This window comes from Pseudomonas chlororaphis subsp. piscium, assembly GCF_003850345.1.
Classification (GTDB): Bacteria; Pseudomonadota; Gammaproteobacteria; order Pseudomonadales; family Pseudomonadaceae; genus Aquipseudomonas; species Aquipseudomonas piscium.
In genome coordinates this window covers 5,858,454-5,884,820 of record NZ_CP027707.1, presented here as the reverse complement: position 1 = coordinate 5,884,820, position 26,367 = coordinate 5,858,454, and the positions used below count along the sequence as shown (strand labels likewise).

At 62.3% G+C, this 26,367-nt stretch carries 23 protein-coding genes, 1 pseudogene and 1 riboswitch; of the genes and pseudogenes, 15 read left to right on the top strand and 9 right to left on the bottom strand.

The window, feature by feature from the left end; genetic code table 11:
* Positions 1-26 precede the first annotated feature (26 nt).
* Together C4K38_RS33035 and C4K38_RS33030 are read right to left on the bottom strand one after the other, a co-directional pair.
* The gene (locus C4K38_RS33035) at positions 27-731 is read right to left on the bottom strand and encodes a methyl-accepting chemotaxis protein (RefSeq protein ID WP_371877881.1); all 705 of its coding nucleotides are present in this window, start codon (positions 729-731) and stop codon (positions 27-29) included.
* Positions 732-929: 198 nt separating this feature from the next.
* A pseudogene (locus tag C4K38_RS33030) lies at positions 930-989 on the bottom strand (hypothetical protein); the annotation flags it as partial.
* A gap of 1,449 nt (positions 990-2,438) precedes the next feature.
* Between C4K38_RS33030 and C4K38_RS26570 the strand changes: the two are divergent.
* Positions 2,439-3,254: a M48 family metallopeptidase gene (locus C4K38_RS26570; protein WP_053280829.1), complete on the top strand. Its 816-nt coding sequence runs from the start codon at positions 2,439-2,441 to the stop codon at positions 3,252-3,254.
* Between the two features lie 123 nt (positions 3,255-3,377).
* Here the strand turns inward: C4K38_RS26570 and C4K38_RS26565 are convergent, their stop codons facing one another.
* The 3 genes from C4K38_RS26565 to C4K38_RS26555 all read right to left on the bottom strand — a co-directional run bounded on the left by C4K38_RS26565 (position 3,378) and on the right by C4K38_RS26555 (position 6,223).
* The gene (locus tag C4K38_RS26565) at positions 3,378-3,962 is read right to left on the bottom strand and encodes a TMEM165/GDT1 family protein (RefSeq protein WP_009045541.1); all 585 of its coding nucleotides are present in this window, start codon (positions 3,960-3,962) and stop codon (positions 3,378-3,380) included.
* Between the two features lie 88 nt (positions 3,963-4,050).
* Positions 4,051-4,174, bottom strand: a riboswitch (yybP-ykoY riboswitch).
* Positions 4,175-4,225: 51 nt separating this feature from the next.
* The gene (locus C4K38_RS26560; RefSeq protein WP_053280828.1) at positions 4,226-5,224 is read right to left on the bottom strand and encodes a methyltransferase; all 999 of its coding nucleotides are present in this window, start codon (positions 5,222-5,224) and stop codon (positions 4,226-4,228) included.
* 33 nt (positions 5,225-5,257) lie between these two features.
* Positions 5,258-6,223 (bottom strand): 2-hydroxyacid dehydrogenase, encoded by a 966-nt coding sequence (locus C4K38_RS26555; RefSeq protein ID WP_053280827.1) that lies wholly within the window; start codon positions 6,221-6,223, stop codon positions 5,258-5,260.
* A gap of 82 nt (positions 6,224-6,305) precedes the next feature.
* Between C4K38_RS26555 and C4K38_RS26550 the strand changes: the two genes are divergently transcribed.
* Both C4K38_RS26550 and C4K38_RS26545 read left to right on the top strand, forming a co-directional pair.
* A complete protein-coding gene (locus C4K38_RS26550; RefSeq protein WP_025806216.1) occupies positions 6,306-6,935 on the top strand; it encodes a LysE family translocator in 630 nt (209 codons plus the stop codon).
* Between the two features lie 118 nt (positions 6,936-7,053).
* A complete protein-coding gene (locus C4K38_RS26545) occupies positions 7,054-8,154 on the top strand; it encodes a hypothetical protein (RefSeq protein WP_053280826.1) in 1,101 nt (366 codons plus the stop codon).
* Here C4K38_RS26545 and C4K38_RS26540 read toward each other — a convergent pair.
* Complete coding sequence (locus C4K38_RS26540) at positions 8,147-8,920, bottom strand: AraC family transcriptional regulator (protein WP_053280825.1); 774 nt, start codon at positions 8,918-8,920, stop codon at positions 8,147-8,149. The two genes, C4K38_RS26545 and C4K38_RS26540, sit on opposite strands and share 8 nt — an antisense overlap.
* 86 nt (positions 8,921-9,006) lie before the next feature.
* Here C4K38_RS26540 and C4K38_RS26535 point away from each other — a divergent pair, with 86 nt between their 5' ends.
* From C4K38_RS26535 to C4K38_RS26515, 5 genes are all read left to right on the top strand, one after another.
* Complete coding sequence (locus C4K38_RS26535) at positions 9,007-10,191, top strand: MFS transporter (protein ID WP_053280824.1); 1,185 nt, start codon at positions 9,007-9,009, stop codon at positions 10,189-10,191.
* A gap of 168 nt (positions 10,192-10,359) precedes the next feature.
* Positions 10,360-12,042, top strand: coding sequence for a fatty acid--CoA ligase (locus tag C4K38_RS26530; RefSeq protein WP_025806214.1), 1,683 nt, complete (start codon positions 10,360-10,362; stop codon positions 12,040-12,042).
* A 337-nt stretch (positions 12,043-12,379) separates the two neighbouring features.
* Positions 12,380-14,269, top strand: coding sequence for a DUF1302 domain-containing protein (locus tag C4K38_RS26525; RefSeq protein ID WP_025806213.1), 1,890 nt, complete (start codon positions 12,380-12,382; stop codon positions 14,267-14,269).
* 28 nt (positions 14,270-14,297) lie between these two features.
* On the top strand, positions 14,298-15,662 hold the full coding sequence (locus tag C4K38_RS26520; RefSeq protein ID WP_053280823.1) for a DUF1329 domain-containing protein: 1,365 nt from the start codon (positions 14,298-14,300) through the stop codon (positions 15,660-15,662).
* A 328-nt stretch (positions 15,663-15,990) separates the two neighbouring features.
* On the top strand, positions 15,991-18,726 hold the full coding sequence (locus C4K38_RS26515; protein WP_053280822.1) for a winged helix-turn-helix domain-containing protein: 2,736 nt from the start codon (positions 15,991-15,993) through the stop codon (positions 18,724-18,726).
* On the opposite strand, the gene C4K38_RS26510 is transcribed toward C4K38_RS26515, so the two are convergent.
* Both C4K38_RS26510 and C4K38_RS26505 read right to left on the bottom strand, forming a co-directional pair.
* Entirely contained in the window at positions 18,723-20,075 is a 1,353-nt protein-coding gene (locus tag C4K38_RS26510; RefSeq protein WP_053280821.1) for a sensor histidine kinase, read from the bottom strand. The genes C4K38_RS26515 and C4K38_RS26510 overlap by 4 nt on opposite strands.
* On the bottom strand, positions 20,068-20,742 hold the full coding sequence (locus C4K38_RS26505; protein ID WP_053280820.1) for a response regulator transcription factor: 675 nt from the start codon (positions 20,740-20,742) through the stop codon (positions 20,068-20,070). The genes C4K38_RS26510 and C4K38_RS26505 overlap by 8 nt, the downstream gene beginning before the upstream one ends.
* Positions 20,743-20,876: 134 nt before the next feature.
* Here C4K38_RS26505 and C4K38_RS26500 point away from each other — a divergent pair, with 134 nt between their 5' ends.
* From C4K38_RS26500 to C4K38_RS26480, 5 genes are all read left to right on the top strand, one after another.
* Positions 20,877-21,062, top strand: a complete 186-nt coding sequence (locus C4K38_RS26500; RefSeq protein WP_053280819.1) for a hypothetical protein — start codon at positions 20,877-20,879, stop codon at positions 21,060-21,062.
* A complete protein-coding gene (locus C4K38_RS26495; protein ID WP_053280818.1) occupies positions 21,052-21,297 on the top strand; it encodes a hypothetical protein in 246 nt (81 codons plus the stop codon). Before C4K38_RS26500 ends, C4K38_RS26495 begins: the two co-directional genes overlap by 11 nt.
* A gap of 148 nt (positions 21,298-21,445) precedes the next feature.
* Positions 21,446-21,946 carry a methylated-DNA--[protein]-cysteine S-methyltransferase gene (locus C4K38_RS26490; protein ID WP_053280817.1) on the top strand — a complete coding sequence of 167 codons (501 nt, stop codon included), beginning with the start codon at positions 21,446-21,448 and terminating at the stop codon, positions 21,944-21,946.
* Positions 21,947-22,058: 112 nt separating this feature from the next.
* On the top strand, positions 22,059-22,703 hold the full coding sequence (locus C4K38_RS26485; protein WP_053280816.1) for an MBL fold metallo-hydrolase: 645 nt from the start codon (positions 22,059-22,061) through the stop codon (positions 22,701-22,703).
* Between the two features lie 114 nt (positions 22,704-22,817).
* Positions 22,818-23,549, top strand: a complete 732-nt coding sequence (locus tag C4K38_RS26480) for a YiaD family glycine zipper/OmpA-like lipoprotein (RefSeq protein WP_053280815.1) — start codon at positions 22,818-22,820, stop codon at positions 23,547-23,549.
* Positions 23,550-23,712: 163 nt separating this feature from the next.
* On the opposite strand, the gene C4K38_RS26475 is transcribed toward C4K38_RS26480, so the two are convergent.
* The gene (locus C4K38_RS26475) at positions 23,713-24,147 is read right to left on the bottom strand and encodes a Z-ring associated ZapG family protein (RefSeq protein ID WP_007928428.1); all 435 of its coding nucleotides are present in this window, start codon (positions 24,145-24,147) and stop codon (positions 23,713-23,715) included.
* 144 nt (positions 24,148-24,291) lie between these two features.
* On the opposite strand from C4K38_RS26475, the gene C4K38_RS26470 reads away from it, so the two are divergent.
* Both C4K38_RS26470 and C4K38_RS26465 read left to right on the top strand, forming a co-directional pair.
* On the top strand, positions 24,292-24,921 hold the full coding sequence (locus C4K38_RS26470; protein WP_053280814.1) for an alpha/beta hydrolase: 630 nt from the start codon (positions 24,292-24,294) through the stop codon (positions 24,919-24,921).
* 24 nt (positions 24,922-24,945) lie between these two features.
* A complete protein-coding gene (locus C4K38_RS26465; protein WP_053280813.1) occupies positions 24,946-26,301 on the top strand; it encodes a tryptophan--tRNA ligase in 1,356 nt (451 codons plus the stop codon).
* The last annotated feature ends 66 nt before the right edge of the window (positions 26,302-26,367 follow it).

Here is a 26,367-nt window from a genome sequence, read left to right as displayed (position 1 = left end):
AAGGTCCGAAGGACCTTTCGCAGATTTCAGACCTTGAACTGATTGATCAGGCGCCGCTGCTGCTCGGCCAGCTTGGTCAGGCCGGCGCTGGCCGCGCTGGACTCGTCGGCGCCGCCCGCCACTTCGTTGGCCACCTGGCCGATATTGATCACATTGCGGTTGATGTCCTCGGCGACGGCGCTCTGCTCTTCGGCGGCGCTGGCGATCTGGGTGTTCATGTCGTTGATCACCGACACCGCCTGCGTGATGGTTTCCAGGGCCTCGGCCGCTTTCGCCGCGTGTTGCACGCTTTCGTCGGTGCGGTTCTGGCTATCCTCCATGACCCGCACCACATCGCGGGTGCCTTGCTGCAGCTGCTGGATCATCGACTGGATTTCTTCGGTCGCCTGCTGGGTCTTCTGTGCCAGGTTGCGCACTTCGTCGGCCACCACGGCAAAACCACGGCCCTGTTCGCCCGCGCGGGCGGCTTCGATGGCGGCGTTGAGGGCCAACAGGTTGGTCTGTTCGGCGATGCCGCGAATGGCGATCAGGATCGCGTTGATGTTCTCGCTGTCCTTGGCCAGGGTCTGCACGACGCCCACCGCCCGGCCGATTTCCACGGCCAGGGCGCCAATGGCGGTCGAGGTGTCGCGCACGATCTGCATGCCCTGGCTGGCGGCCTGGTCGGCATGGTTGGCGGCTTGCGCGGCCTGGGTCGCGTTACGGGCCACGTCCTGGGCGGTGGCGGTCATCTCATGCACGGCGGTGGCCACCTGGTCGATCTCGGCCATCTGCTTGTGCACACCCTGGTTGGTGCGAATGGCGATATCGGCGGTGTGTTCGGAGGAGTCGCTGACGCTCTGCACCGAGGTCACCACCTGGCTGATCATTGCCTGCAGCTTGGCCAGGAAGGTATTGAAGCCCTTGGCGATAGAGCCCAGTTCGTCGGTGCGGTCGCTGCTCAGGCGGCGGGTCAGGTCGCCTTCGCCCTGGGCGATATCGTCGAGCATGGCCACCATCTGCTTGAGCGGACGGGCGATGCCGTGGCCCACCAGCCAGATCACCAGCAGGCCGAGGCCGGCGATGATCAGGCCGACCATGGCCATGCCGAAAGTGTCGGCCTGGCGCTGTTCGGCCAGGTCGTTCTGCAGTTTCTGCAGGTCGGCCATGACGGCATTCAGCGGCAGTTGCAGCATCAGGGTCCAGCGGGCGTCGGTCTGGCCGATGCCGAACGGCAGGTACAGCTCGATCCGCCCGTTGGCCTGATCGACGTTGTAGTTCACTTCGCCGCGCTTGAGGTTGCCCAGCTTGGCGACTTCCTCGCTGTCGAGAATGTCGCTGACCTTTTCGCCGAACTTGCTCGGGTCCTTGGTGTAGGCCACCAGCCGGCCATTGCCACCGATCAGGGCCATTTCGCCCACGCCTTTGTAGAGCTTCTGGTTGGCGCCCAGGAGCATGTCCTGGATGAAGTTCACCGACAGGTCGGCGCCGACTATGCCCTGGAAGGCCCCGTCGAGCAGGATGGGCTCAATAAAGGAGGCGAGCATGACGATCTTGTCGCCGACCTTGTACGGCGCCGGATCGATCACGCAGGACTTCTTGCTTTCCTTGGAACACAGGTAGTACTCGCTGGCGCGTACGCCGGTGGACAGGACTTTCTGGTCGTCTACGTCCACCAGTTTGTCCAGGCCCAGGCTGCCGTCTTCGTTGCGGAACCACCACGGCAGGAAGCGCCCGTTGCTGGCATCGATACCCACCACCTTGGTGTCGACATAGGCGCTGTCGTTATGGTCGATGGCGTTCTTTTCCCAGCCTATATAGGCACCGAGAATCTTCGGGTTCTGCGTGACGTTTTCCTTGATCAGGTTGATCAACTGTTCACGGCTGAGATTGAGCTGTGGGTTGCCGTCCGCGCCCTTGCTGCCGATCAGCGCGTTGACCCGTACCAGCCCGCCGGCGATCAGCAGGGGCGCCTCGAGTTCGCGTTGGATCTGGCTGACCTGGGTCTGTGCCAGCCCGACCAGCCGCTGCTCGATGACTTGCTCGAACTGGGCCTGGGTTTGCTGCTGCACCATCTCCTGGGTCCGGGCGCCGGCGAACAGGGCGTACAGCACCAGGGCAACGACCACACTGAGGACGATGGCACCGGCCAGGGCGGCCACGGAAAACTGAATCGACTTGAATTTCATAAGGGCTCCGGACGCAGGAATGACGTCTGCCCCGCTGTATCGGCAAGGCCCTCGCCGACCATGAGCGAGGATCGGAAAAATGACTGTTTTGTGGGCGGGCATGTCGCAAATGGACAGCTGCCGGCCGTTGTCGGGCGCGGCGGGGAGGGCTCTGTGAATTTTTTCCTACGCTGCTCCGTAGCTGAAAACAGCGTGCTACACGTCCGTTGTATCTGGCGTCGATACACAACTGAGCCTAGGATACGCGCCATGTTTTCAGGGAGTGTTTTCATGAGCAAGAAACAGGTTTTGGGTGCACTGGTTGCCGCGTTGCTGCTGTCGGGTTGCCAGTCGGTCAACACCACTAACGGTGGCGCTGTCGGGGTCGATCGCAAGCAGTACATGTTCAGCATGCTGTCGAGCGATGAGGTCAATCAGTCCTACGCGCAGTCCTATCAGCAGACGATCGGCCAAGCGAGCAGCAAGAACGTGCTGGACAAGTCCAGTGCCAATGCCAGGCGCATCCAGGCGATCGCCAATCGGTTGATTGCCCAGGCCCCGGTCTTCCGCCCGGATTCCGCGCAGTGGAACTGGGAAGTCAACCTGATCAAGAGCGATGAACTCAACGCCAACTGCGGTCCTGGCGGCAAGATCATTTTCTACAGCGGCCTGATCGAGAAGCTGCAACTGACCGACGATGAGATCGCCGCGGTCATGGGCCATGAAATCGCCCACGCCCTGCGCGAGCATGGTCGTGAAGCGATGTCCAAGGCCTATGGTGTCAGCGCGTTGAAGCAGATCGCCCTGATCGCCGGCGCACCGCAGGAAGCAGTCGCCGTGGGCGATAACGGGGTCAACCTGTTGATGACCCTGCCCAACAGTCGCGGCAATGAAAACGAAGCCGACCTGATCGGTCTGGAGCTGGCGGCCCGCGCCGGCTACAACCCGAACGCGGCCATCACCCTGTGGAACAAGATGAGCAAGGCTTCGGAAGGTGCGCCACCTGAATTCCTCAGTACTCACCCGGCCTCCGACAGTCGTATTTCCTCCTTGGAAGCGGCGATTCCGAAGGTGATGCCGTTGTACCAGCAGGCCAAGAAACCCTGATCGTCTGGCGTCGTTGCTGACGACAGTGTCGTGAGCAAGCCGGCCCCTGCAAAAAGCCCCGACTGGTTCGGGGCTTTTTTGTGCTCGCAGGTTTGCCTGGAGGCGTGCCTGCTGGTGGTGCTCTTACAACCAGCCGCTGCTCTGCATGGCCTTGTACACCGCGACAATGGCCAGGATGAAGAACGCCGAAGCCGCGAGGCGACGGATCAGGGTCAGGGGCAGTTTCTCCGCCGCGAAGTTGCCGGCCAGTACCACCGGGACGTTGGCGATCAACATGCCGGCGGTGGTGCCGATGATCACCAGCCACAGTTCCGGATATTGCGCCGCGAGCATGACGGTGGCGATCTGGGTCTTGTCGCCGATTTCAGCGAGGAAGAACGCGATCAGCGTGGTCAGGAAGGGGCCGAACTTGCGGGCGGTGCTGGCTTCGTCGTCGTCCATCTTGTCCGGCACCAGGGTCCAGAGCGCGGTCGCGGTAAAGCTCGCGGCGAGGATCCAGTGCAAGGTTGCATCCGAGAAGAAACTGCCGAACCAGGCGCCTACCGCACCGGCTGCCGCATGGTTGGCCAGGGTCGCGGCGACGATGCCGGCGATGATCGGCCAGGGTTTGCGAAAGCGCGCGGCGAGAATGAGGGCAAGCAGTTGCGTCTTGTCGCCGATTTCGGCCAAGGCAACGATCGCTGTGGGAACAAGTAGAGAATCCAGCATCAGGGCATTCCTAAGGGGCGGGTCGACACGGCTATGACACGTACAGCCTTCCCGCCCCGGGTAAGGTGTGCGTGTCATAGGTCTTGTCAAACCCTGCGGTCCGTCTGTGCGGACTCTTGGGTCGCATGCGCCATGATCTGAGGATCAAGTATGTTGACGCATGCCGGGCGAGCGTGGCGCTCGCGGGAGACTACTCCCCTAGGACGGAGCGGATTCTGCCTAGGCAAAATCCATTCGGCAAGCGTTCTTTTGCAAAAAGATTTTCAGCCGCGCTTGGCGCTGTAGATGCGAAAACCCTGGCCTTCGGCCTTGATCGAACAGGGGCCGAGATGCTCTTCGATCAGCGGTTGATAGCGCAGGAAGCTGTTGGCTACCAGCCGGAGTTCGCCACCCGTTTTCAGATGTTTGGCTGCTTTTCGCAGCAGGTTCTCTGTGGCTTGGTAGTCCGTGTGGACCCCGACATGGAACGGCGGATTGGTCAGGATGGTGTTCAAACCCATGGGCGCGGCATCGATGCCGTCGCCGGTCAGGACCTCGGCTTCCAGGCCGTTGGCGGCCAGGGTCAGGCGACTGCTGGCAGCAGCGAAGGCATCGACGTCGAGCAGGGTCACGTTGTTATGCGGGTAACGGCGTTTGATCGCCGCCCCCAGAACCCCGGCGCCGCAACCGAAATCCAGCAGGTGGCCGCTGGGCAGTTTGTCCAGGTGTTCCAGCAACAGGGCGCTGCCGCGATCCAGGCGGCCATGGCTGAACACCCCTGGCAGGCTGACCACTTTCAGCGGTCCTTCGGTCAACGGCAGTTCATATTCCTGGGCCAGGCTTTCCAGGCTGACGGCTTGCGGCGCGTTGTCTACCGTCACTTGCCACAGCTGGCAGTGCCGAGCGCTGTCGAGCTTGCGCGGTTTGCCGAAGGGGTTGAGCTGCTTGGCCGCGCGTTCGATGCCGCTGCGTTTTTCCCCGACCAGATACAGCTCGCGCCCGGCCAGGCGCGAGGCGAGGGCGTTGAGCAGGTAGTCGGTCAGTTCCTTGGACTTGGGCAGGAACAGCACGGCGTTGGCAAAGCCTTGCTCGGGTGCGGTCACGCCGAAGTGGCTGCGCCCGGCGAAGCGTGCATCCAGGGCGGCCTGATCGCCGGCATGCCAGCACCAGCCATGAGCGGCCGGCAGGCGGCCGAGCAGGTCATCGGCGGGCAGGCCGGCCAGCAGCAGCGAGCCTTGAAACAAGTCAGCCTGACGAAGCAGTACTTCACTGCGCGGATCCATAATCTGCTCCTGGGAAAAAAGTGGCGCAGTTTATCAACTGACGACCCGCAGCGCTGTACCGCTGAAAAACGCCTGGGCGTTTTCCGCCAGCTGGCCGACGATGCGCTGCCGGGCTTCGCGGCTGCCCCAGGCGTTGTGTGGGGTCACGATCAGCCGCGGGATGTCATGGGCCAGCAGCGGGTTGCCTGCGGTCGGCGGCTCGACGCTCAACACGTCGGTGGCCGCGCCGCCCAGGTGACCACTGCGCAGGGCGTCGGCCAGGGCCTGTTCGTCGATCAGGCCGCCACGGGCGGTGTTGACCACAAAGGCCTGGGGCTTGAGCAGGGCCAGCTCCCGGGCGCCGATAAAGTGCCGGGTATGTTCGTTGAGCGGGCAGTGCAAGGTCAGTGCATCGACCTGGGGCAGCAATTCATCCAGCGGTAAGCGATCAGGTCGGGCTGGGCGGCCGGGAATCTGCCCCAGCAGCACGCGCATGCCGAAGGCTTCGGCCAGGCGGGCGACGGCGCCACCCAGTTCTCCATGGCCCAGCAGGCCCAGGGTCTTGCCCTGCAGTTCGACGATCGGGAAATCCAGCAGGCAGAACTGCCGGGCCTGCTGCCAGCGACCGTCACTGACCGCCTGGCGGTAATCGCCGAGGCGGGTGGCGAGGTTGAGCAGCAGCATGAGGGTGTGCTGGGCCACCGATGGCGTGCCGTAGCCCTGGCAGTTGGCGACTGTGATGCCTCGGGAGCGGGCGGCGGCCAGATCGACATTGTTGGTGCCGGTGGCCGCCACCAGGATCAGTTTCAGCTCGGGGCAGGCGGCCAGGGTTTCGGCATTGAGCAGCACTTTGTTGCTGATCGCCACCTGGGCTTCCTGCAGGCGCTCGACCACCTGTTCGGGGTTGGTCCGGTCATGCAGTTGCAGTTCGCCGAAGCTGTGGCGCAGCACGCCGAGGTCGAGGTCGCCGAGGTCCAGGGAGCTGTGGTCGAGGAAGACGGCGCGGCGATTGTTAGTCATCAACTGTACCTTTTGCACGAGGGTCTGAAGGCGTAATCTGCCGAGCCTAACAGATGAAATAATTAGATACACAGGAGTGTCCATGTACCTCGCCGAGTTCTTGACCGTCGCCCTTATTCACCTGCTTGCCGTGGCCAGCCCGGGTCCGGATTTCGCCGTCGTGGTGCGCGAAAGCGTGACCCACGGTCGCCGCGCCGGCACCTGGACGGCATTGGGCGTTGGCACCGCGATCTTCCTGCATGTGGGCTATTCGCTGCTGGGTATCGGCCTGATCGTGTCGCAGTCGATCGTGCTGTTCAATGCGTTGAAATGGGCCGCCGCCGCTTACCTGCTGTACATCGGCTACAAGGCGCTGCGGGCGCAGCCGGCCAAACCCGCTACCGAGAACCTGCACCTGGAAGCCGGCGAGCGCACCGCGCGTGGCGCCTTCACTTCCGGTTTCGTGACCAACGGCCTGAACCCGAAAGCGACGCTGTTTTTCCTGTCGCTGTTCACCGTGGTCATCAATCCGCACACGCCTCTGGCCATCCAGGCCGGTTATGGCGTGTACCTGGCGGCGGCGACGGCTATCTGGTTCTGCCTGGTGGCGCTGCTGTTCAGCCAGCAGAAAGTCCGCGCCGGTTTTGCCCGCATGGGCCACTGGTTCGACCGCACCATGGGCGCGGTGCTGATTGCCATCGGGGTGAAGCTGGCCTTTACCGAGATGCATTGAGGTTGCGGGTTTGCACCCAATTGCTCAGATTTTTCTGATTAGAATTTACGATTAATCGTACAATCGTCCGCTTTATGCCCCCTTCGACCGTCTGGAGGGTTGCGAGAGCGGACGTTTGATGACGATACAAAAAGTACCGCAGCAGTTGCTCTATCTGGTTTATGGCGACAAAGAGGTTTATCGCCATGAAGCAAAATTCAGCATCCTGACGGCCCTCGACCAGAGCAAGAATGCCGATGCCCTGGTGATCCGGGTGATGACCGATCGCCCGGAGGATTACCGCGGCTGGCCGGTACAAGTGGTGCCATTGAGCGCGCAGACACTGTTCGAGTGGCAGGGCGACCAGGGCTACTACCATCGCCGCAAGGCCTGCGCCTTTGCCGCGGGCCTCGAGCTGGCGGACAAGACCCTGTTCGTCGATACCGACACCCTGTTCGAGGCCGATCCGCGGCGCCTGTTCGAACGTATCGCTCCGGGCCAGTACCTGATCGATGAAGTCGAATTTCGCTGGTCCGAAGTCCGCGCCCGCCCGCAGTTCGTCAAGCTCGACCGCTACTTGCAGGCCAGCGGTCATGTGGTGCCGAAGGAGCAGCGCCTGTTCAACAGCGGCGTCTGTGGCCTGACGGCCGGCGATGGTCCCTTGATGCAGGCCTCGATCGCCCTGATCGATGATTGGAGCGCCCACATCAAGGACCTGCACACCCTGGAACAGATCGCCCTGTCATTTGCCCTGGGCAGCCAGGCCGTGGGCGAGAGCAAGAGCTGCATCTATCACTACTTCTCCGACAAGGCCTTCTTCCACGCGATGCAGGCGCTGTTCTTCCAGCGTCACGGCGAAGCCTTTCGCCCGGAGTTGCTGCGTAGGCAGCGTGAGGTGCCACGGCGCAAGCCTGTTCCGTCGCTGTTCCAGCGCTCGCGGATAAAGTTCTACTTGAGCCGGCAGAACAAGGACCTGCAAAAAGTCGGACGCGATCTCCTGTACGGCAGCAACTGTCCGGTTTCGCCCTATATCGACGCTTGCCGCCACGTCTGGTGGGATCAGGGGCTGCGCCAGATCCAGCGCCGGGGCATGAGCCAGCTGGCGCCGATCCGTGCCCTGGCGCAGGGCGAATGGCCGTCTGGCTGGCCGCGGCCGCGTAATCGCGACTTGGAAAAACACCTGCGCAGCTATCTGCAACGGCACCTGCAACCGCACGGGGCCAACCCCGGGGCTAAGTGATGGGCCCCAGTGCCTTGAGCTGGTTCAGGGCACCGAGATATTCCCGCGGATGGTTGCCGAGCAAGCGGCAGAACATCGCGCTGAAGGCCCGGGCGCTGCCATAACCCAACGCCGTCGCTACTTGTTGCACGCTCTCGCCGGCGATCAAACGTGGCAGGGCTTCCATCAGGCGCAGTTGCTGGCGCCAGGCATTGAAGCTCATTTGCAATTCCTGCTGAAACAGCCGCGCCAGGGTTCGTGAACTGGCGCCGACCTGCTGTGCCCAGTCTTCCAGGGTATTGGCATGATCCGGCGTTTGCAGCAGTGCCTGGCAAATGGCTTGCAGGCGCCGGTCGTGAGGCATGGGGATATGCAGCGGCAGGTTCTCCAGGTGAGCAACTTCTTCCAGCATCAGTTGCTGGATCAGAGGGTTTTCCGCGTGTTCGCGCCCCTGCACGGCCCGCAGGATCAGCTCGCGCAGCAGCGGCGTGACCGCCAGCACGCAACATTGCTGCAACGAGGGCGGCGACAGCTCGGGGGCGATGAACAGCGAACGCATGTGCACATCGCCGGCCATGAAGATTTCATGTTCCACCAGGGGCGGAATCCACACCGCGCGGGTCGGTGGCAGGACCCATGCGCCCTGGTCCGTTACCACGCGCATGGTCCCGCGCACCGCGTACAGCAGCTGTGCCTCGCGATGCCGGTGCAGCTCCTGGTGGGCGCCGTCGAGATAGTCGCGTGGGTAGGCGCTGATCGGGCCGTGTTGAAAGTGGCTGATTAACATGTCTGATTCGATGACTTTATTGTCAGGAGTACGTTTTGTAGCCAACCTAGCATAACGGCATACCTACAACGAAACAGCGTGCCGTCATGAATCAGTCTCGAAACGTAATCCGCTACATCAATGCCGCCCATGTGATCGATCACATGTTCATGCTGATCTTCCCCGCCGCCGTGCTCGGTATGACACAGGCCTTCGACCTGGACTATGCCGCGCTGATCGGTTTTTCCCTGGGCGGCTTCATTGCCTTCGGCGCCTGTTCGCTGCCGGCCGGCTGGCTGGGCGACCACTGGAGCCGGCGGCAGATGATGCTGCTGTTCTTCTTCGGTATCGGCGCTTCGGCGATTCTCACCGGCCTGAGTAGCAGCCCGGCGATGCTGGTGGTCGGCCTGACGCTGATGGGCGTGTTTGCCGCGATCTATCACCCGGTGGGCACGGCGATGCTGGTGGCCTATGCGCAGAACCGCGGGCGGGAGATTGGCATCAACGGCATGTGGGGCAATCTCGGCGTGGCCTTTTCGGCATTGGTCACCGGGCTGCTGGTGGCGTATTTCGGCTGGCGTTCGGCGTTCATCCTGCCGGGCGTGGTGGCGATTGCCCTGGGCCTGGGGTTTGCCTGGCAGGTGCGTGAAGAGCCCATCCCGGCACGGCCCCATGTGCCGCTCAAGGGCGCAGGCGGCCAGCGTATTTCCATGGCCATGGTGTTTGGCGTCCTGGCCCTGGCAACCGCGACCGGTGGGGTGGTGTTCAACGCCACCACCATGACCTACCCGAAGCTGTTCCAGGAGCGCCTGCAAGACCTGTTCGCTTCGCCGCAGACCCTGGGCCTGGTGGTCAGCCTGGCGTATGCCTTCGGCGCCGTGGCGCAACTGAGCATTGGCCGGGTGCTGCATCGCTTCAGTCTGAAATGGCCCTTTATTCTCTTGACCCTGTGCCAGGCGCCGCTGCTGTTCGGCCTGGCCGAGGTCGAGGGCTGGGCGGTCATTGTGCTGGGGGCGGCCTTTATGTTCGTGGTGTTCGGGCAGGTCACGGTGAACGATGCGATGGTCGCCAACTTCGTTGCCCCGCAGTGGCAGTCCCGGGTGTTTGCCTTGCGCTACTGCCTGTCGTTCGGCGCCAGCGCCACGGCGATTCCGTTGATTGCCTTTGTCGAGCCGCGCCAGGGGCTGGCCGGGTTGTATCTGATCCTGGGCGGTTTCGCCGCGCTGACCTTCGCCGCGGCGTTGATCTTCCCGCGTACCCCGGCGGAGGCCGCGGCGGGGCAGGCAGCTTGAGGGGCATATGAGTGTCTTCGCGTGAATCCCCGGTCGCACGAATGCTGGCTTGGAGCTAGCATTCGTACGGCTCTGCAAATCATTCCTTTGGCTGATTTGGCAGAGCCAGCGGCGCTCTAGAGTGAGCGTTCTTCAGCCACGACCGTGCAGTCACGAAAAGGGATGCTTATGTTGCAGACTCGCGTTATTCCGCCAGCCGAAGGCGCCTATCAATACCCGCTATTGATCAAACGGCTGCTGATGTCCGGCACCCGTTACGAGAAGACCCGTGAAATCGTTTACCGGGACAAACTGCGTTACAGCTACCCAACCCTGATCGAGCGCGTGGCCAGGCTGGCGAACGTGTTGACGGCTGCCGGGGTCAAGGCCGGGGATACCGTGGCGGTGATGGACTGGGACAGCCATCGCTACCTGGAGTGCATGTTCGCCATCCCGATGATCGGCGCGGTGATCCACACCATCAACGTGCGCCTGTCGCCGGAGCAGATCCTGTACACCATGAACCACGCCGAGGACCGCTTCGTGCTGGTCAACAGTGAGTTCGTCGGGCTCTACCAGGCAATCGCCGGGCAACTGACCACGGTAGAGAAAACCCTGCTGCTGACCGACGGCCCGGATAAGAGCGCCGACCTGCCGAACCTGGTGGGCGAATACGAGCAGCTTCTGGCGGCTGCCAGCACCCAGTACGCCTTCGAGGACTTCGACGAAAACTCGGTGGCCACCACTTTCTACACCACCGGCACCACCGGCAATCCGAAGGGCGTGTACTTCACCCACCGCCAGCTGGTGCTGCACACCATGGGCGTGGCGGTGATCATGGGCAGCATCGACAGCGTGCGCCTGCTGGGCACCAGCGATGTGTACATGCCCATTACACCGATGTTCCACGTGCATGCCTGGGGCCTGCCTTATGTGGCGACCATGCTCGGCCTCAAGCAGGTCTATCCCGGCCGTTACGACCCGGAACTGCTGGTGGAGCTGTGGCGCAAGGAAAAGGTCACCTTCTCCCATTGCGTGCCGACTATCCTGCAGATGCTGCTCAATGCCAAGGCGGCCCAGGGCACGGATTTCGGTGGCTGGAAGATCGTCATCGGCGGCAGCGCGCTCAACCGCGCACTGTATGAAGCCTCCAAGGCCAAGGGCATTCAACTGACGGCGGCCTATGGTATGTCGGAAACCGGGCCGCTGGTGTCCTGCGCCCACCTCAACGAAGAGCTGCTGGCGGGTACCGAGGATGAGCGCACCTCCTACCGGATCAAGGCCGGCGTGCCCGGGCCTCTGGTGGAGGCGGCGATTGTCGATGGCGACGGCAACTTCCTGCCGGCCGATGGCGAGACCCAGGGTGAGCTGGTGCTGCGCGCGCCCTGGCTGACCGAAGGCTATTTCAACGAGCCGCAGAAGGGCGCGGAGCTGTGGGAGGGCGGCTGGCTGCACACCGGCGACGTGGCAACCCTCGACGGCATGGGCGTGATCGATATTCGCGACCGGATCAAGGATGTGATCAAGACCGGAGGCGAGTGGGTATCGTCCCTGGCCCTGGAGGACCTGATCAGCCGCCACCCGGCGGTACGCGAAGTAGCAGTGGTGGGTATCCCCGATCCGCAATGGGGCGAGCGCCCGTTTGCCTTGCTGGTGGTCCGCGAGGGGCGTGCGATCGAGGCCAAGGAGCTCAAGGAGCATCTCAAGCCGTTTGTCGAACAGGGGCACTTGAGCAAGTGGGCGATTCCCAGCCAGATCGCCCTTGTTACTGAAATTCCCAAGACCAGTGTCGGCAAGCTCGACAAGAAGCGCATCCGCCTCGACATCACCGAATGGCAGGCCAACAACAGCACCTTTCTTTCGACGCTGTAAACACCTCCTACCGTGCCCGAAAGGGCACGGTAGAGCCCACCAAGCAAGCGCTTGCCTTGTCAAATCCGAATTTTCAGCCATCCTTGCCGTGCCGGCATTTGCCGGACTGGCGAAAGGACCGTTCCAGAGTGGTTGGAGGCTGCAAATCACACTTTAGAGGGATCAAGCCGTACCACCTGCTGGCTATAGTCCGCCCAAGGATTTTTAAGAACGGGGCAACCGCACAACATGGGGCGATGCAACTTTGAACGACTTCGGGGCTGACTGGGTTCCGCCCGTTCAGAGCGTTTTTAAAAGTGCTCACTGCCATAACAATAAAGCACATGGAGTAGCGTCGATGACATCAGTAAACCAGTTCTGGCGCCGGGCGAAACTGCCTCTGGCCGTCAGTCTCGCCTCTACGCTCGCCGGACCTGCCTTCGGCGTCAGTTTCAACATCGGTGAAATCGAAGGTCAGTTCGACTCTTCTCTATCGCTGGGTGCGAGCTGGTCTACCCAGAGCCCCAACAAGAATCTGATTGGTGTCAACAACGGCGGTCATGGCCTGTCCCAGACCTCCGACGATGGCCACGCTAACTTCAAGAGCGGCGAAACCTTCTCCAAGATCTTCAAGGGCATCCATGACCTTGAACTGAAATACGGCGACACCGGGGTCTTCGTCCGCGGCAAATACTGGTATGACTTCGAGCTCAAGGACGAAAGCCGCGAGTTCAAGGACATCAGCGACAGCAACCGCAAGGAAGGCGCCAAGTCCTCCGGCGGGCAGATCCTCGACGCCTTCGTCTACCACAACTACTCGATCGCCGAGCAGCCGGGTTCCGTGCGTCTGGGCAAGCAAGTCGTGAGCTGGGGTGAAAGTACCTTCATTGGCGGCGGCATCAACTCGATCAACCCGATCGACGTGTCCGCTTTCCGCCGTCCTGGTGCGGAGATCAAGGAAGGTCTGATCCCGGTCAACATGTTCTACGTCTCCCAGAGCTTGACCGAGAACCTCTCGGCCGAAGCCTTCTATCAGCTGGAATGGGACCAGACCGTCGTCGACAACTGCGGCACCTTCTTCTCCCAGCCGGACATCATCGCCGACGGTTGCAGCGACAACCTGCGGGTGCTGAACAAACGCTCGACCATTCCATCGATTGCCCTGGGGCCACTGGCCGCCGCGGGCGTCGACGTCAACCAGGAAGGCGTGCTGGTACGTCGTGGCCCGGACCGCGATGCACGGGACAGCGGGCAGTGGGGCGTGTCCTTCAAGTACATGTACGAGCCGCTCGACACCGAGTTCGGCGCGTACTTCATGAACTACCACAGCCGTGCGCCGATCTTCAGCGCCACCGGTGCTCCGCAGGCGGTCTTCGACCGTGTCGCGGCCTTGCCAGCGGCGTTCCGCGCCCTGGGCCCACTGGTAGTGGCAGGCAGCTCCGAGTACTTCGTCGAGTACCCTGAGGACATCCGCCTCTACGGCCTGAGCTTCTCCACCACCTTGCCTACCGGTACCGCGTGGAGCGGTGAGATCAGCTATCGCCCGAACGCTCCGGTGCAGTTGAACTCCACCGATATCCTGTTCGCCGGTGTTCGCCCACTGGGCGGCACCCTGGCCAATGCATCGCTGCTCGACGGCGCTCCGGGTCAGGACCTGCATGGCTATCGCCGTAAAGAGATCACCCAGCTGCAGACCACCTTCACCCACTTCTTCGATCAGGTCATGGGCGCCAGCCGCCTGACCCTGGTCGGTGAAGTCGGCCTGACCTACGTGGGCGGCCTGGAAAGCACCTCCAAGGTTCGTTACGGCCGCGATCCGGTTTATGGCCCGGGCGAACTGCCTGCCACCGGCAGCCTGGACACCTGCTCGCAGATCCTCAACACCAGCACCATCAACGGCGCGGGGGCGGGCGCGGCGACCAACAATCGCAGCCGCAACTGTAACGACGACGGCTTCACCACCTCGACTTCCTGGGGTTATCGCGGTCGTGCCATCTGGGAATACAACGACGTGTTCGCCGGTGTGAACCTCAAGCCGAACGTGGCATGGTCCCATGACGTCAGCGGTTACTCGCCTGGCCCTGGCGGCAACTTCGAGGAAGGTCGCAAGGCCATCAGCCTGGGCGTGGATGCCGAGTACCAGAACACCTACACCGCGAGCCTGGCGTACACCAACTTCTTCGACGGCAAGTACACCACCGTGGATGACCGTGACTTCGTGGCCCTCAGTTTCGGCGTGAACTTCTAAGCACTGCATTTTCAGGAAGAACAAGAATATGAAAGTAACCAAGAGTCTGTTGCAGGTCGGTGTCCTCGGGCTGTCGCTGCTGGCGACCGGGGTCATGGCCGCGGTCTCGGCCGATGAAGCGGCCAAGCTGGGTACCTCCTTGACGCCGATGGGCGCGGAAATGGCCGGTAACTCCGCCGGTACCATTCCAGCCTGGAAAGCCTTGCCGACCAACGCCGGCAGTGTGGACAGCAAGGGCTTCCTGTCCAACCCGTACGCCAGCGAGCAGCCGCAGTTCACCATCACCGCGCAGAACGTCGAGCAGTACAAGGACAAGCTGGCGCCGGGGCAGTACGCGATGTTCAAGCGTTACCCGGAAACTTTCAAAATGCCGGTCTACCCGTCCCACCGCGGGGCTACGGTACCTGCTGACGTGTTCGCCGCGATCAAGGAAAACGCCACCAAGACCAACCTGGTCAGCGGCGGCAACGGCCTGGAAAACTTCAAGACCGCCATTCCGTTCCCGATTCCGAAAAGCGGTGTGGAAGTCATCTGGAACCACATCACCCGCTATCGCGGCGGCAGTGTGACCCGTCTGGTGACCCAGGCGACGCCACAGGCCAACGGCTCGTTCAGCCTGGTGTACTTCCAGGACCAGTTCGTGTTCCGCGACAAGATGAAGGACTACGATCCGGCGAACCCGGGCAACATCCTGTTCTACTTCAAGCAGAAAGTGACCGCGCCGGCGCGTCTGGCCGGTGGTGTGCTGCTGGTGCACGAAACCCTCGACCAGGTGAAGGAACCGCGTTCGGCGTGGGTCTACAACGCCGGCCAGCGCCGTGTGCGTCGCGCCCCGCAAGTGTCGTATGACGGTCCGGGTACCGCGGCCGACGGCCTGCGTACCTCCGACAACCTCGACATGTACAACGGCGCGCCGGACCGCTACGACTGGAAGCTGGAAGGCAAGAAGGAGATGTACATCGCCTCCAACAGCTACAAGCTCGACTCGCCGCAACTGAAGTACGCCGAGATCATCAAGGCCGGCCACATCAACCAGGACCTGGCTCGCTACGAGCTGCGCCGTGTCTGGCACGTGGTCGCGACCCTGAAGGAAGGTCAGCGTCATATCTACGCCAAGCGTGACTTCTACATCGATGAAGACACCTGGCAGGCCGCGGTGATCGACCACTACGACGGTCGTGGCCAGCTGTGGCGCGTGGCCGAGGCGCATGCCGAGAACTACTACGACAAGCAAGTGCCGTGGTACGCCCTGGAAACCCTCTACGACCTGCAGTCCGGCCGTTACCTGGCACTGGGCATGAAGAACGAAGAGAAATCGGCCTATGACTTCGGCTTCACCGCCACCACCAGCGACTTCACCCCGGCGGCCCTGCGCCAGGATGGCGTTCGTTAACCCGCGGTAAATCGAGGCGCATCCTCGATCGACGCCCCGACTGGTTCGGGGCGTTTTTTATTGTCTGGATTTTTCTACAAAACACGGGTTGGCCCCTGTAGGAGCGAGCTCGCTCGCGAAAAATACGCCAGATAATGCCTCTTCCCGGTAAAACCGCGCTGCCCTGATCGTGAGCAAGCTCGCTCCTGCAGGTACGTGGGGAGCACTGACAAACCTGGTTGTATTCTTTTTCTAGCCATCTGTAGCAAAAATCTTCAACAGGGGGCTTTTTACCGATAGTCTGCCGACATCTGTATTGCCGACAACAGCACTTCAATAAGAGTTGGCCATGACTGATCTGTCCCGTATCCAGGGGCCTGCCGGTGCGCTCATTGCCGCGCCGGAAGGGCGCTTCTACCGACCACCCTTGCCCGACGGCTACGTACTGCGGCCGCGTCTGTGCGAGCGCTTGAGCGCAGGCCTCAATGGCCGGTTGCTGTTGGTCAGCGCACCGGCCGGTTTTGGCAAGAGTTCGCTGGCGGTGGAGTTCTGCCAGAGCCTGCCGCCGCACTGGCGCAGCCTGTGGCTGGGGCTCAGTCGTCGGGACAGCGATCCGGGTCGTTTTCTCGAACGCCTGCTCGAGGGGCTGCAACAATATTTCGCCCAGTTGGGCAGCCAATCCCTCGGGCTGCTGAAGATGCGCCAGCGCCACCAGCCCTTCGCCTTCGAGGAGTGGTTGGACGGCCTGCTCGATGAATTGGCGACCCACCTTTCCAGTGCTTCTCCCTTGTTGCTGGTGCTGGACGATTACCACCTGGCCCAGGGGCCGGTGCTCGATCGTTGCCTGCAGTTCTTCCTCAATCATTTACCCGACGGCCTGCTGGTGCTGGTGACCAGCCGTCAGCGCCCGGACTGGCACCTGGCGCGTCTGCGCCTGTCGCGGCAGTTGCTGGAACTGCACGAGCAGGACCTGCGCCTGACCTACGACGAATCCCTGACCCTGCTCGACCGGCACAGCAGTTCGCTGCGTGGCGAGGCGCTGGAAAGTCTGATCCTGCGTAGCGAAGGCTGGGTAGCGGGCCTGCGCTTCTGGTTGTTGGCGGCCTCGGAGGCAGGCAGCAGTGGAGCCTTGCCGCAGTCGCTGAATGGCGGCGAAGGCCTGATTCGCGATTATCTGCTGGAAGAAGTCATCGATTGCCTGCCTGCCGAAGTGCAGTCGTTTCTTTATGACACGGCGCCCCAGGAGCGTTTCTGCAGCGAACTGTGCGATGCGCTGCGCGAGTCCCACGACAGTGCCGAGATCCTGCGTTACCTGTTGGCCCACCAGGTGTTCCTGGTGCCGCTGGACGAGCAGGGGCACTGGTACCGTTATCACCATCTGTTTTCCGACCTGCTGCGCACCCGGCCCACCGCCAACGCGGTATTGCCGCCGGCCAGCCTGCACTTGCGGGCCTGTCGCTGGTTCAACGCCCAGGGGCTGCTGGACGAAGCGGTGGAGCAGGCGTTGCGCGCCGGGCACCTGGATGTGGCGGCGAACCTGGTACAAAACCTGTCCGAGGAACAGTTGCTGGCGGAACAGAACGTCGGCATGTTGCTGCGCTGGAAAATGGACTTGCCCGACAGCCTGCTGATCAGCACCCCGCGGCTGATCGTGCTGTACAGCTGGGCGCTGGGGCTGGCGTGCCAGCTGGATGCCGCCGAGGAACTGGCCAGCCATTTGAGTCGCTTCCTGCCGGCCCCCTCGGCCACCGCGCAGAAATCCATGCTGGCGCAATGGCTGGCCTTGAGCGGGATTGTCGCCCGTGGGCGGGGGAATCGCGAACTGACCCTGCTGTATTGCACCGAAGCCCTGGAAACCTTGCCCCAGAAACGTTACGGGCAGCGGCTGGTGTGCCTGTCGACCCTGTCCAACCTGGCGATCGCCGATGGCGATTTGTGGCGCGCCAGGGGGCTCAACCGCGAGTCCCTGGAACTGGCGCAGCGGGTCGGCAACCCCTTGTTCGAGGCCCTGGCCCATTACGACCGGGCCCGGGTGCTGCAAGCCCGCGGTGAGATCCTGCGGGCGCTGGATGAAGTCCGCCAGGGTTTGCAGCGCTTGTATGGCCTGTCCACGCAGCGTCTGTATGCGGTACGGGCGCGGCTGACGCTGTATGAGGGTTATCTGTTGATGTTGCGCTGCCAGCCCGAGACCGGGCTGGCCCGCTTGCGGGCGGGCCTGGTCGAGGCCCGGGCCTGTCGCGATATCAGCGTGCTGATCGGCCATTGCGTGATCGCCAACCTGGAAGGGCACAACGGTGAGTTTGCCAAGGCCTTTGCCGAGCTGGCCGAGGCCGAGCGCCTGATGCACATCTGGGACGTCCCGCCGATCTACTACCTGGCGATGATCACCCTGGTCAAATGCGAGCTCTGGCTGGCCCAGGGCCGCACCGACCTGGCGCAGGCCTGGCTGGCTCGCCTGGGGCAGACCTACACCGGCGACCAAGCCGCCGCGGCGCCGGAGTTTCATCCACAGCTGCCGCTGCATATCGAGTTGCAGCAGGCCTTGCTCGACAGTATCCAGGGCGCGCCGGCCCTGGCCGAACAGCGTCTGGACAAACTGGTGGAGCATGGCCGGGAGAGCGGGCGGCAGATGCTCAATGTGATGGCGTTGAATCAGAAGGTCGCGCTGTTGCTGGCCCAGGGGCGCGACCCCGAGGCCCGGCAGGCCTTTGCCCAGGCGCTGGAAGCTGCCGTGGGCGGGGCATTGCAACCGTTCGAATGGGCAGTACGGGCGCATCCGGCCTGGGTCCGCGAGCAACTTCAGCAGGGGCCGGCGACGCCATTGCGCCAGACCTTGCTCGAACGTCTGCCGGCCGCCGTGGCGCGCGAACCTCTGGAGCAGCATCACGGCGAAGCCCTCAGCTCCCGCGAACTGGCGGTGCTGCAACTGATCGCCCAGGGCTGTTCCAACCAGGAAATCAGCGATCAGTTGTTTATCTCGCTGCACACCGTGAAGACCCACGCCAGCCATATCAACAGCAAGCTGGGGGTGGAGCGTCGCACCCAGGCCGTGGCCCGGGCCCAGGAACTGGGCTTGCTGGGTTAATCGGGCTGTCGGTTGATCTCGCTGGCATCGCCCTCGGCGCGCTTCTGGGGCGAAGCTGGAGGCTCAGTGGTGGTGAAGTCCAGGGTCACCGTGAAGCGCTGCTGTTCGGTGACGACCTGGATTTTCCAGCCCAGCCTGGCGCACAGCTGGCGCATCAGTTCCAGGCCCAGGCCGTAGCCGAAGTCGCTGGATTCTTCCGGCTGGCTGGTATCACGGATGCGGTTGACGATGCGCAGTTGCAGCTGCTCGAAGGTGATTTCAATGCTGCCTTCGTCGGCATATTGCAGGGCATTGCGCAGAAAGTTACCGACCACGATCCGGCAGGCGGTCGGGGGCAGGCGACAGGGTTCGTTGCTGATGTCGAGGATCAGTTCGATGTCCCGCTTGCCGATCAGGTAGCGATGCTCCTGGATCAGTTCGTTGAACAACTCGACCATGTCGATGGCTTCTTCCGGCAAGGGTTCAAGGCGCTCGCGGCTCATCCACAGCAGAGTCTCGGCAATGCGTTGCATGTTCAGTACCGAGCGTTCGATACGTTGCAGGGGTGGGGGCAACGTGCCCCCGGACTGCAGGGCCAGCAGTTCCAGGTTGGCCTTGAGCACCGCCAGCGGCGTGCGCAACTCATGGCTGGTGTAGCGCAGCAGGCGTCCCTCGCGCAGGCTGGCGGCCTGCACCTGCTGCACGCTCTGGGCCAGGGAGTCGGCCAGTACATTGAATTCCTTGAAGCGGAAATTCGGGCGTTGGCTGGACACCGCATTCGGATCCTTCAGGGTGGTGGACCACTGGGCCAACCGGCCGAGAGGACGTACCAGCCACCAGACCAGCAGAACGATGATGATCAGTGCCGGGACGAATACCGCCAGACTGATGAAGTTGACGCTGTTCAGTTCGTGATCGAGATAGGCATCGGACAACGGGGTCTCGACCTCGCCGCCTTCTTCATGGTCGTGGTCGACATCGAACATATACAGGGTTTTGCCGTCACCCAGGGGTTGGGCCAGGATCGCTTTGACTTCATCCTGCCCATCGGCGTCCAGTTCACCGAACACCTGCACGGCACCGAAGGACAGGGTTGGCGGCGTATCCAGCAACTGGCGAATTTTCGGCGGCAACGCCTCCTTGCCGATAACGCTGCTGAAGAAATAGTTCTGCGGTGGGGGCAGGCTCGGGTCTTTCTTGTAATGCCTGACGAAGTACAGGGCTTCCTCTTCCATCATGGCGCTGGCGGTATAGAGCAGGCCACGGACGCTGTAGCTCGATAGCAGTTGGCTGTAGATCAGCAGCACCACGGCGATCAACAGCAGGAAACTGCCGCTGATCACCCATTTCAGACTCAGCCCCTTACGCATGGGGCCTCAGCTGTACGCCGATGCCGGAAATAGTGTGGATCAGCGGTTGGCTGAAATCCTTGTCCACTGCCTTGCGCAAGCGGTGCATATGCACCTTGAGGGTATTGCTGTCCGGTGGCTCGTCGCCCCAGACCGTGGCCTCGAGACGTTCGCGACCCACCGGCTCGGGACTGGCACGCATCAGGCACTCCAGCAAGGTCCAGCAGATGGGCGACAGGTGCAGTTCCTGTCCGGCGCGGCTGACCTTGCGGGTGGACAGATCCATGGTCAGGTCGGCCACCTGCAGGCGGCTGGCCTGGCCGCTGCGCCGCAGGCTCAGGGCGCGGATCCTGGCCACCAGTTCGGCCAGCTCGAAGGGCTTGACCAGATAGTCGTCGGCGCCCATGGCAAAGCTGGCGAGCTTGTCCGGCAGGGCATCCAGCGAGGTGAGCATCATGATCGGTGTCTGTTTGCCCTGTTCGCGCAGCTGTTTGCACAGCTGTTGGCCGTCCAGGCGCGGCAGCATGATGTCCAGCAGGATCACATCATAATGCTGGTCCAGCGCCAGGCTCAGGCCGGTCCGGCCATTGCTGGCGTGATCGCAGACGATCCCGCTGATCTCCAGGTATTCGATGACGGTGTTGGCCAGGTCGAGGTTGTCCTCGACCAGCAGCAGGTGGATATGCACGGGAACGTCCCCTTGGACCCTTGTCGCTCAGTGGCCCAGAGGATAGCGGAGTCGGGCGTTTTTTTACCGATGTTTACCTGGCGTTAACCTGTCGGACTCTAGGGTGGCGGCTTTTACAGCAAGAGAGCGCCACCATGAACCTGTCTCCTTTGATCAAAGACATTCTGCTGGTCTTGATTGTCATCGGCCTGATGACCTATGGCTTGCTGTCCAGAACGCCTGCGGTGCGCCTGGGCGAGGGTGGGCCGCGGGCAGGATTCTTGATCGGGTATGAGAGGGAGCTGACAGCAGGATCGGACGCTATTGCCTATGCATCCTGAAAAGGCCGGCGCGGGCTACACCGATCAGTTGGTGTTTTGCTTGTTGCTGATTCTTTGCGTGTCGCTTGCGCTGGGCATCTATATCGTCCGGCTCAATGCGCGCATCGATCAACAGCGTGAACTGTCGCCGGTGCATCTGCTCGAGTGCGGCAATGGGCGCGGCGCTTTTATCGTCTATCCCCACGGGCAGCGCAGCAGCAGTGACAATTGTTATCTGATCGAAGAGGATGAGTAGCCAGCGTAGCGGCACCCAGGAAGATCCGGCACTGAATTCAAGCACAAGAAACGTAGTTCTTGCGCTTGAATGTCGATCTACAGTGCAGGCGTACTGAGATGACGGCCAGGCCCGGCCTGATCTCCCTGGAAGATAAAGGAGGCTTACTATGTCCTGCGTATTCAAATTGATGAACTCGCCCGTCGGTCAACTGACCCTGGTTGCCAGAGGCACGAAGCTCGCCGCGATTCTCTGGGAGAACGAACGCGAAAACCGCGTGCGTCTCGGCCCGTTGCAGCCAGCCGAGGATCATCCGGTCTTGCTGGAAACCGAACGCCAGCTCAATGAGTACTTTGCCGGCAGCCGCGATTGCTTCGAGCTGGAACTGGACTTTGTCGGCACCGAGTTCCAGTGCAAGGTCTGGCAGGCGCTGCTGACCATTCCTTTCGGTGAAACCCGCAGCTACAGCCAGATTGCCGCGCAGGTGGGCAGTCCCAAGGCCGTGCGCGCGGTCGGCGCGGCCAACGGCCGGAACCCGATCTCGATCATTGCCCCTTGCCACCGGGTGATCGGCGCCTCGGGCAGCCTCACCGGTTTTGCCGGCGGGCTCCAGGCCAAGCAGTTCCTGCTGGCGCTGGAGGGTGAGGAAACCCTGCAGTTGGCGTTCTGACTGGGATGGCTGCCGCCCGGGACCTAGGGCGGCAGTCATTGTCTGCATTGAGCGGCAAAGCAGCGGCCGCAAGCTGTGCGAGAATGGCCCATCGTTTTTTCAGGAACATCCCATGGAAGCCGCCAAGCCCGCCCTTATTCGCGAAACCTTCCCCGTCGGCCCCTTGCAGTGCAACTGCACGATCATCGGCGACCCTGTTACAAAAAAGGCCATAGTCGTTGACCCGGGCGGCAATCCCGACCTGATCATGGCGCGGCTCGACGCGCTGGGGCTGAAGGTGGTGAGCATCATCCACACCCATGCCCACCTGGATCACTTCCTGGCGTCCGGGCAGATGAAGGAGAAAACCGGCGCGACCCTGCACCTGCACAAGGAGGATCAGTTCCTCTGGGACAACCTGGAGATGCAGTGCGGCATGTTCGGCGTGCCTTACACTCCAGTACCGGCGCCGGATCGCTGGCTGGCGGACGACGAAGAACTGGCCTGCGGCTGCGGCGTGGCCCTGCATACGCCGGGGCATACCCCAGGTTCCATGAGCTTCTGGTTCGCAGAGGCTAAGCTGCTGATTGCCGGCGACACGTTGTTCAAGCGCGGGGTAGGGCGCACGGATCTGTGGGGTGGCGACCAGGCCACCATCGTGCGTTCGATCAAGCAGCGTCTGTACACCCTCGATGAAGACGCGACCGTGGTGGCCGGGCATGGTCCGGACACCCGCCTGGGCGATGAAATGCGTGAGAATCCCTTTGTCAGGGCCTGACCTTTGCTGTCAAAAGTTTCACGGAATTTTTGTCATTGGCCGTGTTCAAACGCCTGCAAAGGTCTGTTGCCAACGTCCGCTGCATCACAGAATGAAAAAAGTAGGAGCTTCTCCATGTTCACCTCGCGTCGTTTGATCGTTGTTGCTACTGCTGTGGCCTTGTTGTCCGGCTGTGCTTCGCCTAACCCCTATGACAATCAGGGGCAGGCCGACGGCTCCACGGGCATGAGCAAAACTGCAAAATACGGTGGCCTGGGTGCCTTGGCCGGTGCGCTGGCCGGTGCCGCCATCGACCACAACAACCGTGGCAAAGGCGCGCTGATCGGCGCCGCGGTAGTTGGTGCTTCCGCCGCCGGTTACGGCTACTACGCCGACCAGCAGGAAAAGAAACTGCGTGCCAGCATGGCCAATACCGGGGTCGAAGTGCAGCGCCAGGGCGATCAGATCAAACTGATCATGCCGGGTAACATCACCTTCGCCACCGATTCGGCGAACATCGCCCCAAGCTTCTATCAGCCGCTGAACAACCTGGCCGGCTCCCTCAAGGAGTTCAGCCAGAACCAGATCGAAATCGTCGGCTACACCGACAGCACCGGCAGCCGTCAGCACAACATGGACCTGTCCCAGCGTCGCGCCCAGAGCGTGGCGAGCTACCTGACCTCGCAAGGTGTCAGCGGTGCCAACCTGTCGGCGCGTGGCGCTGGCCCGGATAACCCGATCGCCAGCAACGGCGACGTCAATGGCCGCGCGCAGAACCGTCGGGTGGAAGTCAACCTGAAGGCGATTCCGGGTCAGCAGTATGGTGGTCAGCAGCAACAGCCGGGTACGGTTCAGCAGTATCCGTAACTGATCGTTTGAATGAAGAAATGCCCGATCCTGTGATCGGGCATTTTTGTGTGTGGCCTTTGCCCGCGAAGAGGTCCGATCAGTCGCTATCCAATCACCAGATACAAAAAAGCCCCCGGACAACCGAGTTGTCCGGGGGCTTTTTATTGGGCGCGAAGCCTGATTACTTCTTCAGACCATAATGCTCGTCGAGCATGCCCGGCGCGTTAGGCGTCTTTGGCGCGTAGTCCCGTGGCGGTTCCTGGTCGCGCGGCGGCGTCAGGCGTTCCCGTGGAGCCTGCACCGAGTCGGAGTGCAGCGCGGCCAGCAGGCGTTGGCGGGTCAGTTCGTCCAGGGCCAGGCGGTTGGCGCCCTCGGCGAGATGGTCCTGCACTTCCTGATAGCTTTGAGTGAGTTTTTTCACCAGGGTGGCGGTGCTGTTGAAGTGGGTGACCACTTCGTTCTGATAGCTGTCAAAACGTTCCTGAATATCATCCAGCTGACGTTGCGTGCGGTTAGGCGCGGCATTCGGCAGCAGGCGAGCGACCAGAAATCCAATGGCGACACCCGCGATCAGGGCAAGAGTCGGCAACAACCAAACTAAGAGCGAGTGTTCCACGAGTCCTTCCTCTATAAACGGCTTTGCTTTACGTTAACGGCTCGAACCTGCGCTGTATACCGCGATTCACTCGCAATAGATTGGCACAGACAATTTGCTAGACGAGTCGACCCGATTCGAGGTCACGGAGTTCCTTCCTTGCTTATGCGTGAAACCCCCGTAGTGATTGCCGGCCCGGTCGGCCAACTGGAAGCCCTGTATCTGGATGTCGCCGACGCCCGTGGCGTGGCGCTGATCTGCCATCCGAACCCGGTGCAGGGCGGCACCATGCTCAACAAGGTGGTCTCGACCCTACAGCGTACGGCACGCGACGCCGGCCTGATCACTTTGCGTTTCAACTACCGTGGCGTCGGCGCCAGCGAAGGCAGCCACGACATGGGCAGCGGCGAAGTCGACGATGCGCAGGCGGCCGCAGAGTGGCTGCGGGCCAGGCACCCGGACCTGCCGATGACCCTGCTCGGTTTCTCCTTCGGCGGCTTCGTCGCCGCCAGCCTTGGCGGGCGCCTGGAAGCCCGCGGTGAACAACTCAAGCACCTGTTCATGGTCGCCGCCGCGGTGATGCGTTTGCGCGACACCGACCAGCTACCACAGAACTGCCCGCTGACCCTGATCCAACCGGAAACCGACGAAGTGGTCGACCCGCAACTGGTCTACGACTGGTCCGACGCGCTTGAGCGCCCCCATGAGCTGCTGAAAGTGGCAGAATGCGGACACTTTTTTCATGGCAAGCTCACCGATCTCAAGGATCTAGTGCTGCCACGACTCTCGAATTGATTGCAGTCTGATAAGCGATTACCCATGACTACTCGTACGCGCATCCTCACCGGCATCACCACCACCGGCACGCCGCACCTGGGCAACTACGCCGGCGCCATCCGTCCGGCGATTCTCGCCAGCCGCGACAGCAATGCCGATTCGTTCTACTTCCTGGCCGACTATCACGCCCTGATCAAGTGCGACGACCCGCTGCGTATCCAGCGCTCGCGCCTGGAAATCGCCGCGACCTGGCTGGCCGGTGGCCTGGATGTGGAGCGCGTGACGTTCTATCGCCAGTCGGACATCCCGGAAATCCCGGAACTGACCTGGTTGCTGACCTGCGTGGCGGCCAAGGGCCTGCTCAACCGCGCCCATGCCTACAAGGCTTCGGTGGATAAAAACGTCGAAACCGGTGAAGACCCGGATGCCGGCATCACCATGGGCCTGTACAGCTACCCGGTGCTGATGGCCGCGGACATCCTGATGTTCAACGCGCACAAGGTGCCGGTCGGCCGCGACCAGATCCAGCACGTGGAAATGGCTCGTGACATCGGTCAGCGCTTCAACCACCTGTTCGGCCAGGGCAAGGAGTTCTTCACCATGCCCGAGGCGCTGATCGAGGAAAGCGTCGCCACCTTGCCGGGCCTCGATGGCCGCAAGATGTCCAAGAGCTACGACAACACCATCCCGTTGTTCAGCAGCGCCAAGGACATGAAGGACGCGATCTCGCGCATCGTCACCGACTCCCGTGCTCCTGGCGAAGCCAAGGACCCGGACAACGCGCACCTGTTTACCCTGTTCCAGGCCTTCGCGACACAGGCCCAGGCTGACGAATTCCGCAGCGAACTGCTGCAGGGCCTGGGTTGGGGCGAGGCGAAGAGTCGTCTGTTCCAACTGCTGGACAACCAGCTGGGCGAGGCGCGCGAGCGTTATCACCAGTTGATCGAGCGCCCTTCGGACCTGGAAGACATCCTCCAGGCCGGCGCCAAGAAAGCCCGAACGGTGGCCACGCCCTTCCTCAACGAGCTGCGCGAGGCCGTGGGCCTGCGTTCGTTCGTCAACCAGGTGCAAGTGGCGGCGACCACCAAGAAGAAAGCAGCCAAGGCCGCGCGCTTCGTCAGCTTCCGCGAAGACGACGGCAGCTTCCGTTTCCGCCTGCTGGCCGCCGATGGCGAGCAACTGTTGCTGTCGCGCAACTTTGCCGACGGCAAGACCGCGGGTGCCGTGACCAAGCAACTGCAAGCCGGCCAGGCTCTGGATCTGCGCAGCGAAGCGCTGAGTTTCAGCCTGTGGCTGGAAGGTGAGTGCGTGGCCGACAGCCCGGCCTTTGCCGACGCGGCGGCCCGCGATGCGGCAATCGATGTGCTGCGCGTCGCCCTGACGCCTGTGCAGGACTAACCGCAATCTCCCGACCAAGGGCTGATTGCCATTCTCAAGGGCCGTCGCTACAGTGACGGCCCGTTT

Excerpts from the sequence above, each read along its gene's own strand:
- C4K38_RS33035 (WP_371877881.1), bottom strand. The coding sequence starts at position 731 with ATGACCGCCACCGCCCAGGACGTGGCCCGTAACGCGACCCAGGCCGCG.
- C4K38_RS26570 (WP_053280829.1), top strand. The coding sequence starts at position 2,439 with ATGAGCAAGAAACAGGTTTTGGGTGCACTGGTTGCCGCGTTGCTGCTG.
- C4K38_RS26565 (WP_009045541.1), bottom strand. The coding sequence starts at position 3,962 with ATGCTGGATTCTCTACTTGTTCCCACAGCGATCGTTGCCTTGGCCGAA.
- C4K38_RS26560 (WP_053280828.1), bottom strand. The coding sequence starts at position 5,224 with ATGGATCCGCGCAGTGAAGTACTGCTTCGTCAGGCTGACTTGTTTCAA.
- C4K38_RS26555 (WP_053280827.1), bottom strand. The coding sequence starts at position 6,223 with ATGACTAACAATCGCCGCGCCGTCTTCCTCGACCACAGCTCCCTGGAC.
- C4K38_RS26550 (WP_025806216.1), top strand. The coding sequence starts at position 6,306 with ATGTACCTCGCCGAGTTCTTGACCGTCGCCCTTATTCACCTGCTTGCC.
- C4K38_RS26545 (WP_053280826.1), top strand. The coding sequence starts at position 7,054 with ATGACGATACAAAAAGTACCGCAGCAGTTGCTCTATCTGGTTTATGGC.
- C4K38_RS26540 (WP_053280825.1), bottom strand. The coding sequence starts at position 8,920 with ATGTTAATCAGCCACTTTCAACACGGCCCGATCAGCGCCTACCCACGC.
- C4K38_RS26535 (WP_053280824.1), top strand. The coding sequence starts at position 9,007 with ATGAATCAGTCTCGAAACGTAATCCGCTACATCAATGCCGCCCATGTG.
- C4K38_RS26530 (WP_025806214.1), top strand. The coding sequence starts at position 10,360 with ATGTTGCAGACTCGCGTTATTCCGCCAGCCGAAGGCGCCTATCAATAC.
- C4K38_RS26525 (WP_025806213.1), top strand. The coding sequence starts at position 12,380 with ATGACATCAGTAAACCAGTTCTGGCGCCGGGCGAAACTGCCTCTGGCC.
- C4K38_RS26520 (WP_053280823.1), top strand. The coding sequence starts at position 14,298 with ATGAAAGTAACCAAGAGTCTGTTGCAGGTCGGTGTCCTCGGGCTGTCG.
- C4K38_RS26515 (WP_053280822.1), top strand. The coding sequence starts at position 15,991 with ATGACTGATCTGTCCCGTATCCAGGGGCCTGCCGGTGCGCTCATTGCC.
- C4K38_RS26510 (WP_053280821.1), bottom strand. The coding sequence starts at position 20,075 with ATGCGTAAGGGGCTGAGTCTGAAATGGGTGATCAGCGGCAGTTTCCTG.
- C4K38_RS26500 (WP_053280819.1), top strand. The coding sequence starts at position 20,877 with ATGAACCTGTCTCCTTTGATCAAAGACATTCTGCTGGTCTTGATTGTC.
- C4K38_RS26495 (WP_053280818.1), top strand. The coding sequence starts at position 21,052 with ATGCATCCTGAAAAGGCCGGCGCGGGCTACACCGATCAGTTGGTGTTT.
- C4K38_RS26490 (WP_053280817.1), top strand. The coding sequence starts at position 21,446 with ATGTCCTGCGTATTCAAATTGATGAACTCGCCCGTCGGTCAACTGACC.
- C4K38_RS26485 (WP_053280816.1), top strand. The coding sequence starts at position 22,059 with ATGGAAGCCGCCAAGCCCGCCCTTATTCGCGAAACCTTCCCCGTCGGC.
- C4K38_RS26480 (WP_053280815.1), top strand. The coding sequence starts at position 22,818 with ATGTTCACCTCGCGTCGTTTGATCGTTGTTGCTACTGCTGTGGCCTTG.
- C4K38_RS26470 (WP_053280814.1), top strand. The coding sequence starts at position 24,292 with ATGCGTGAAACCCCCGTAGTGATTGCCGGCCCGGTCGGCCAACTGGAA.
- C4K38_RS26465 (WP_053280813.1), top strand. The coding sequence starts at position 24,946 with ATGACTACTCGTACGCGCATCCTCACCGGCATCACCACCACCGGCACG.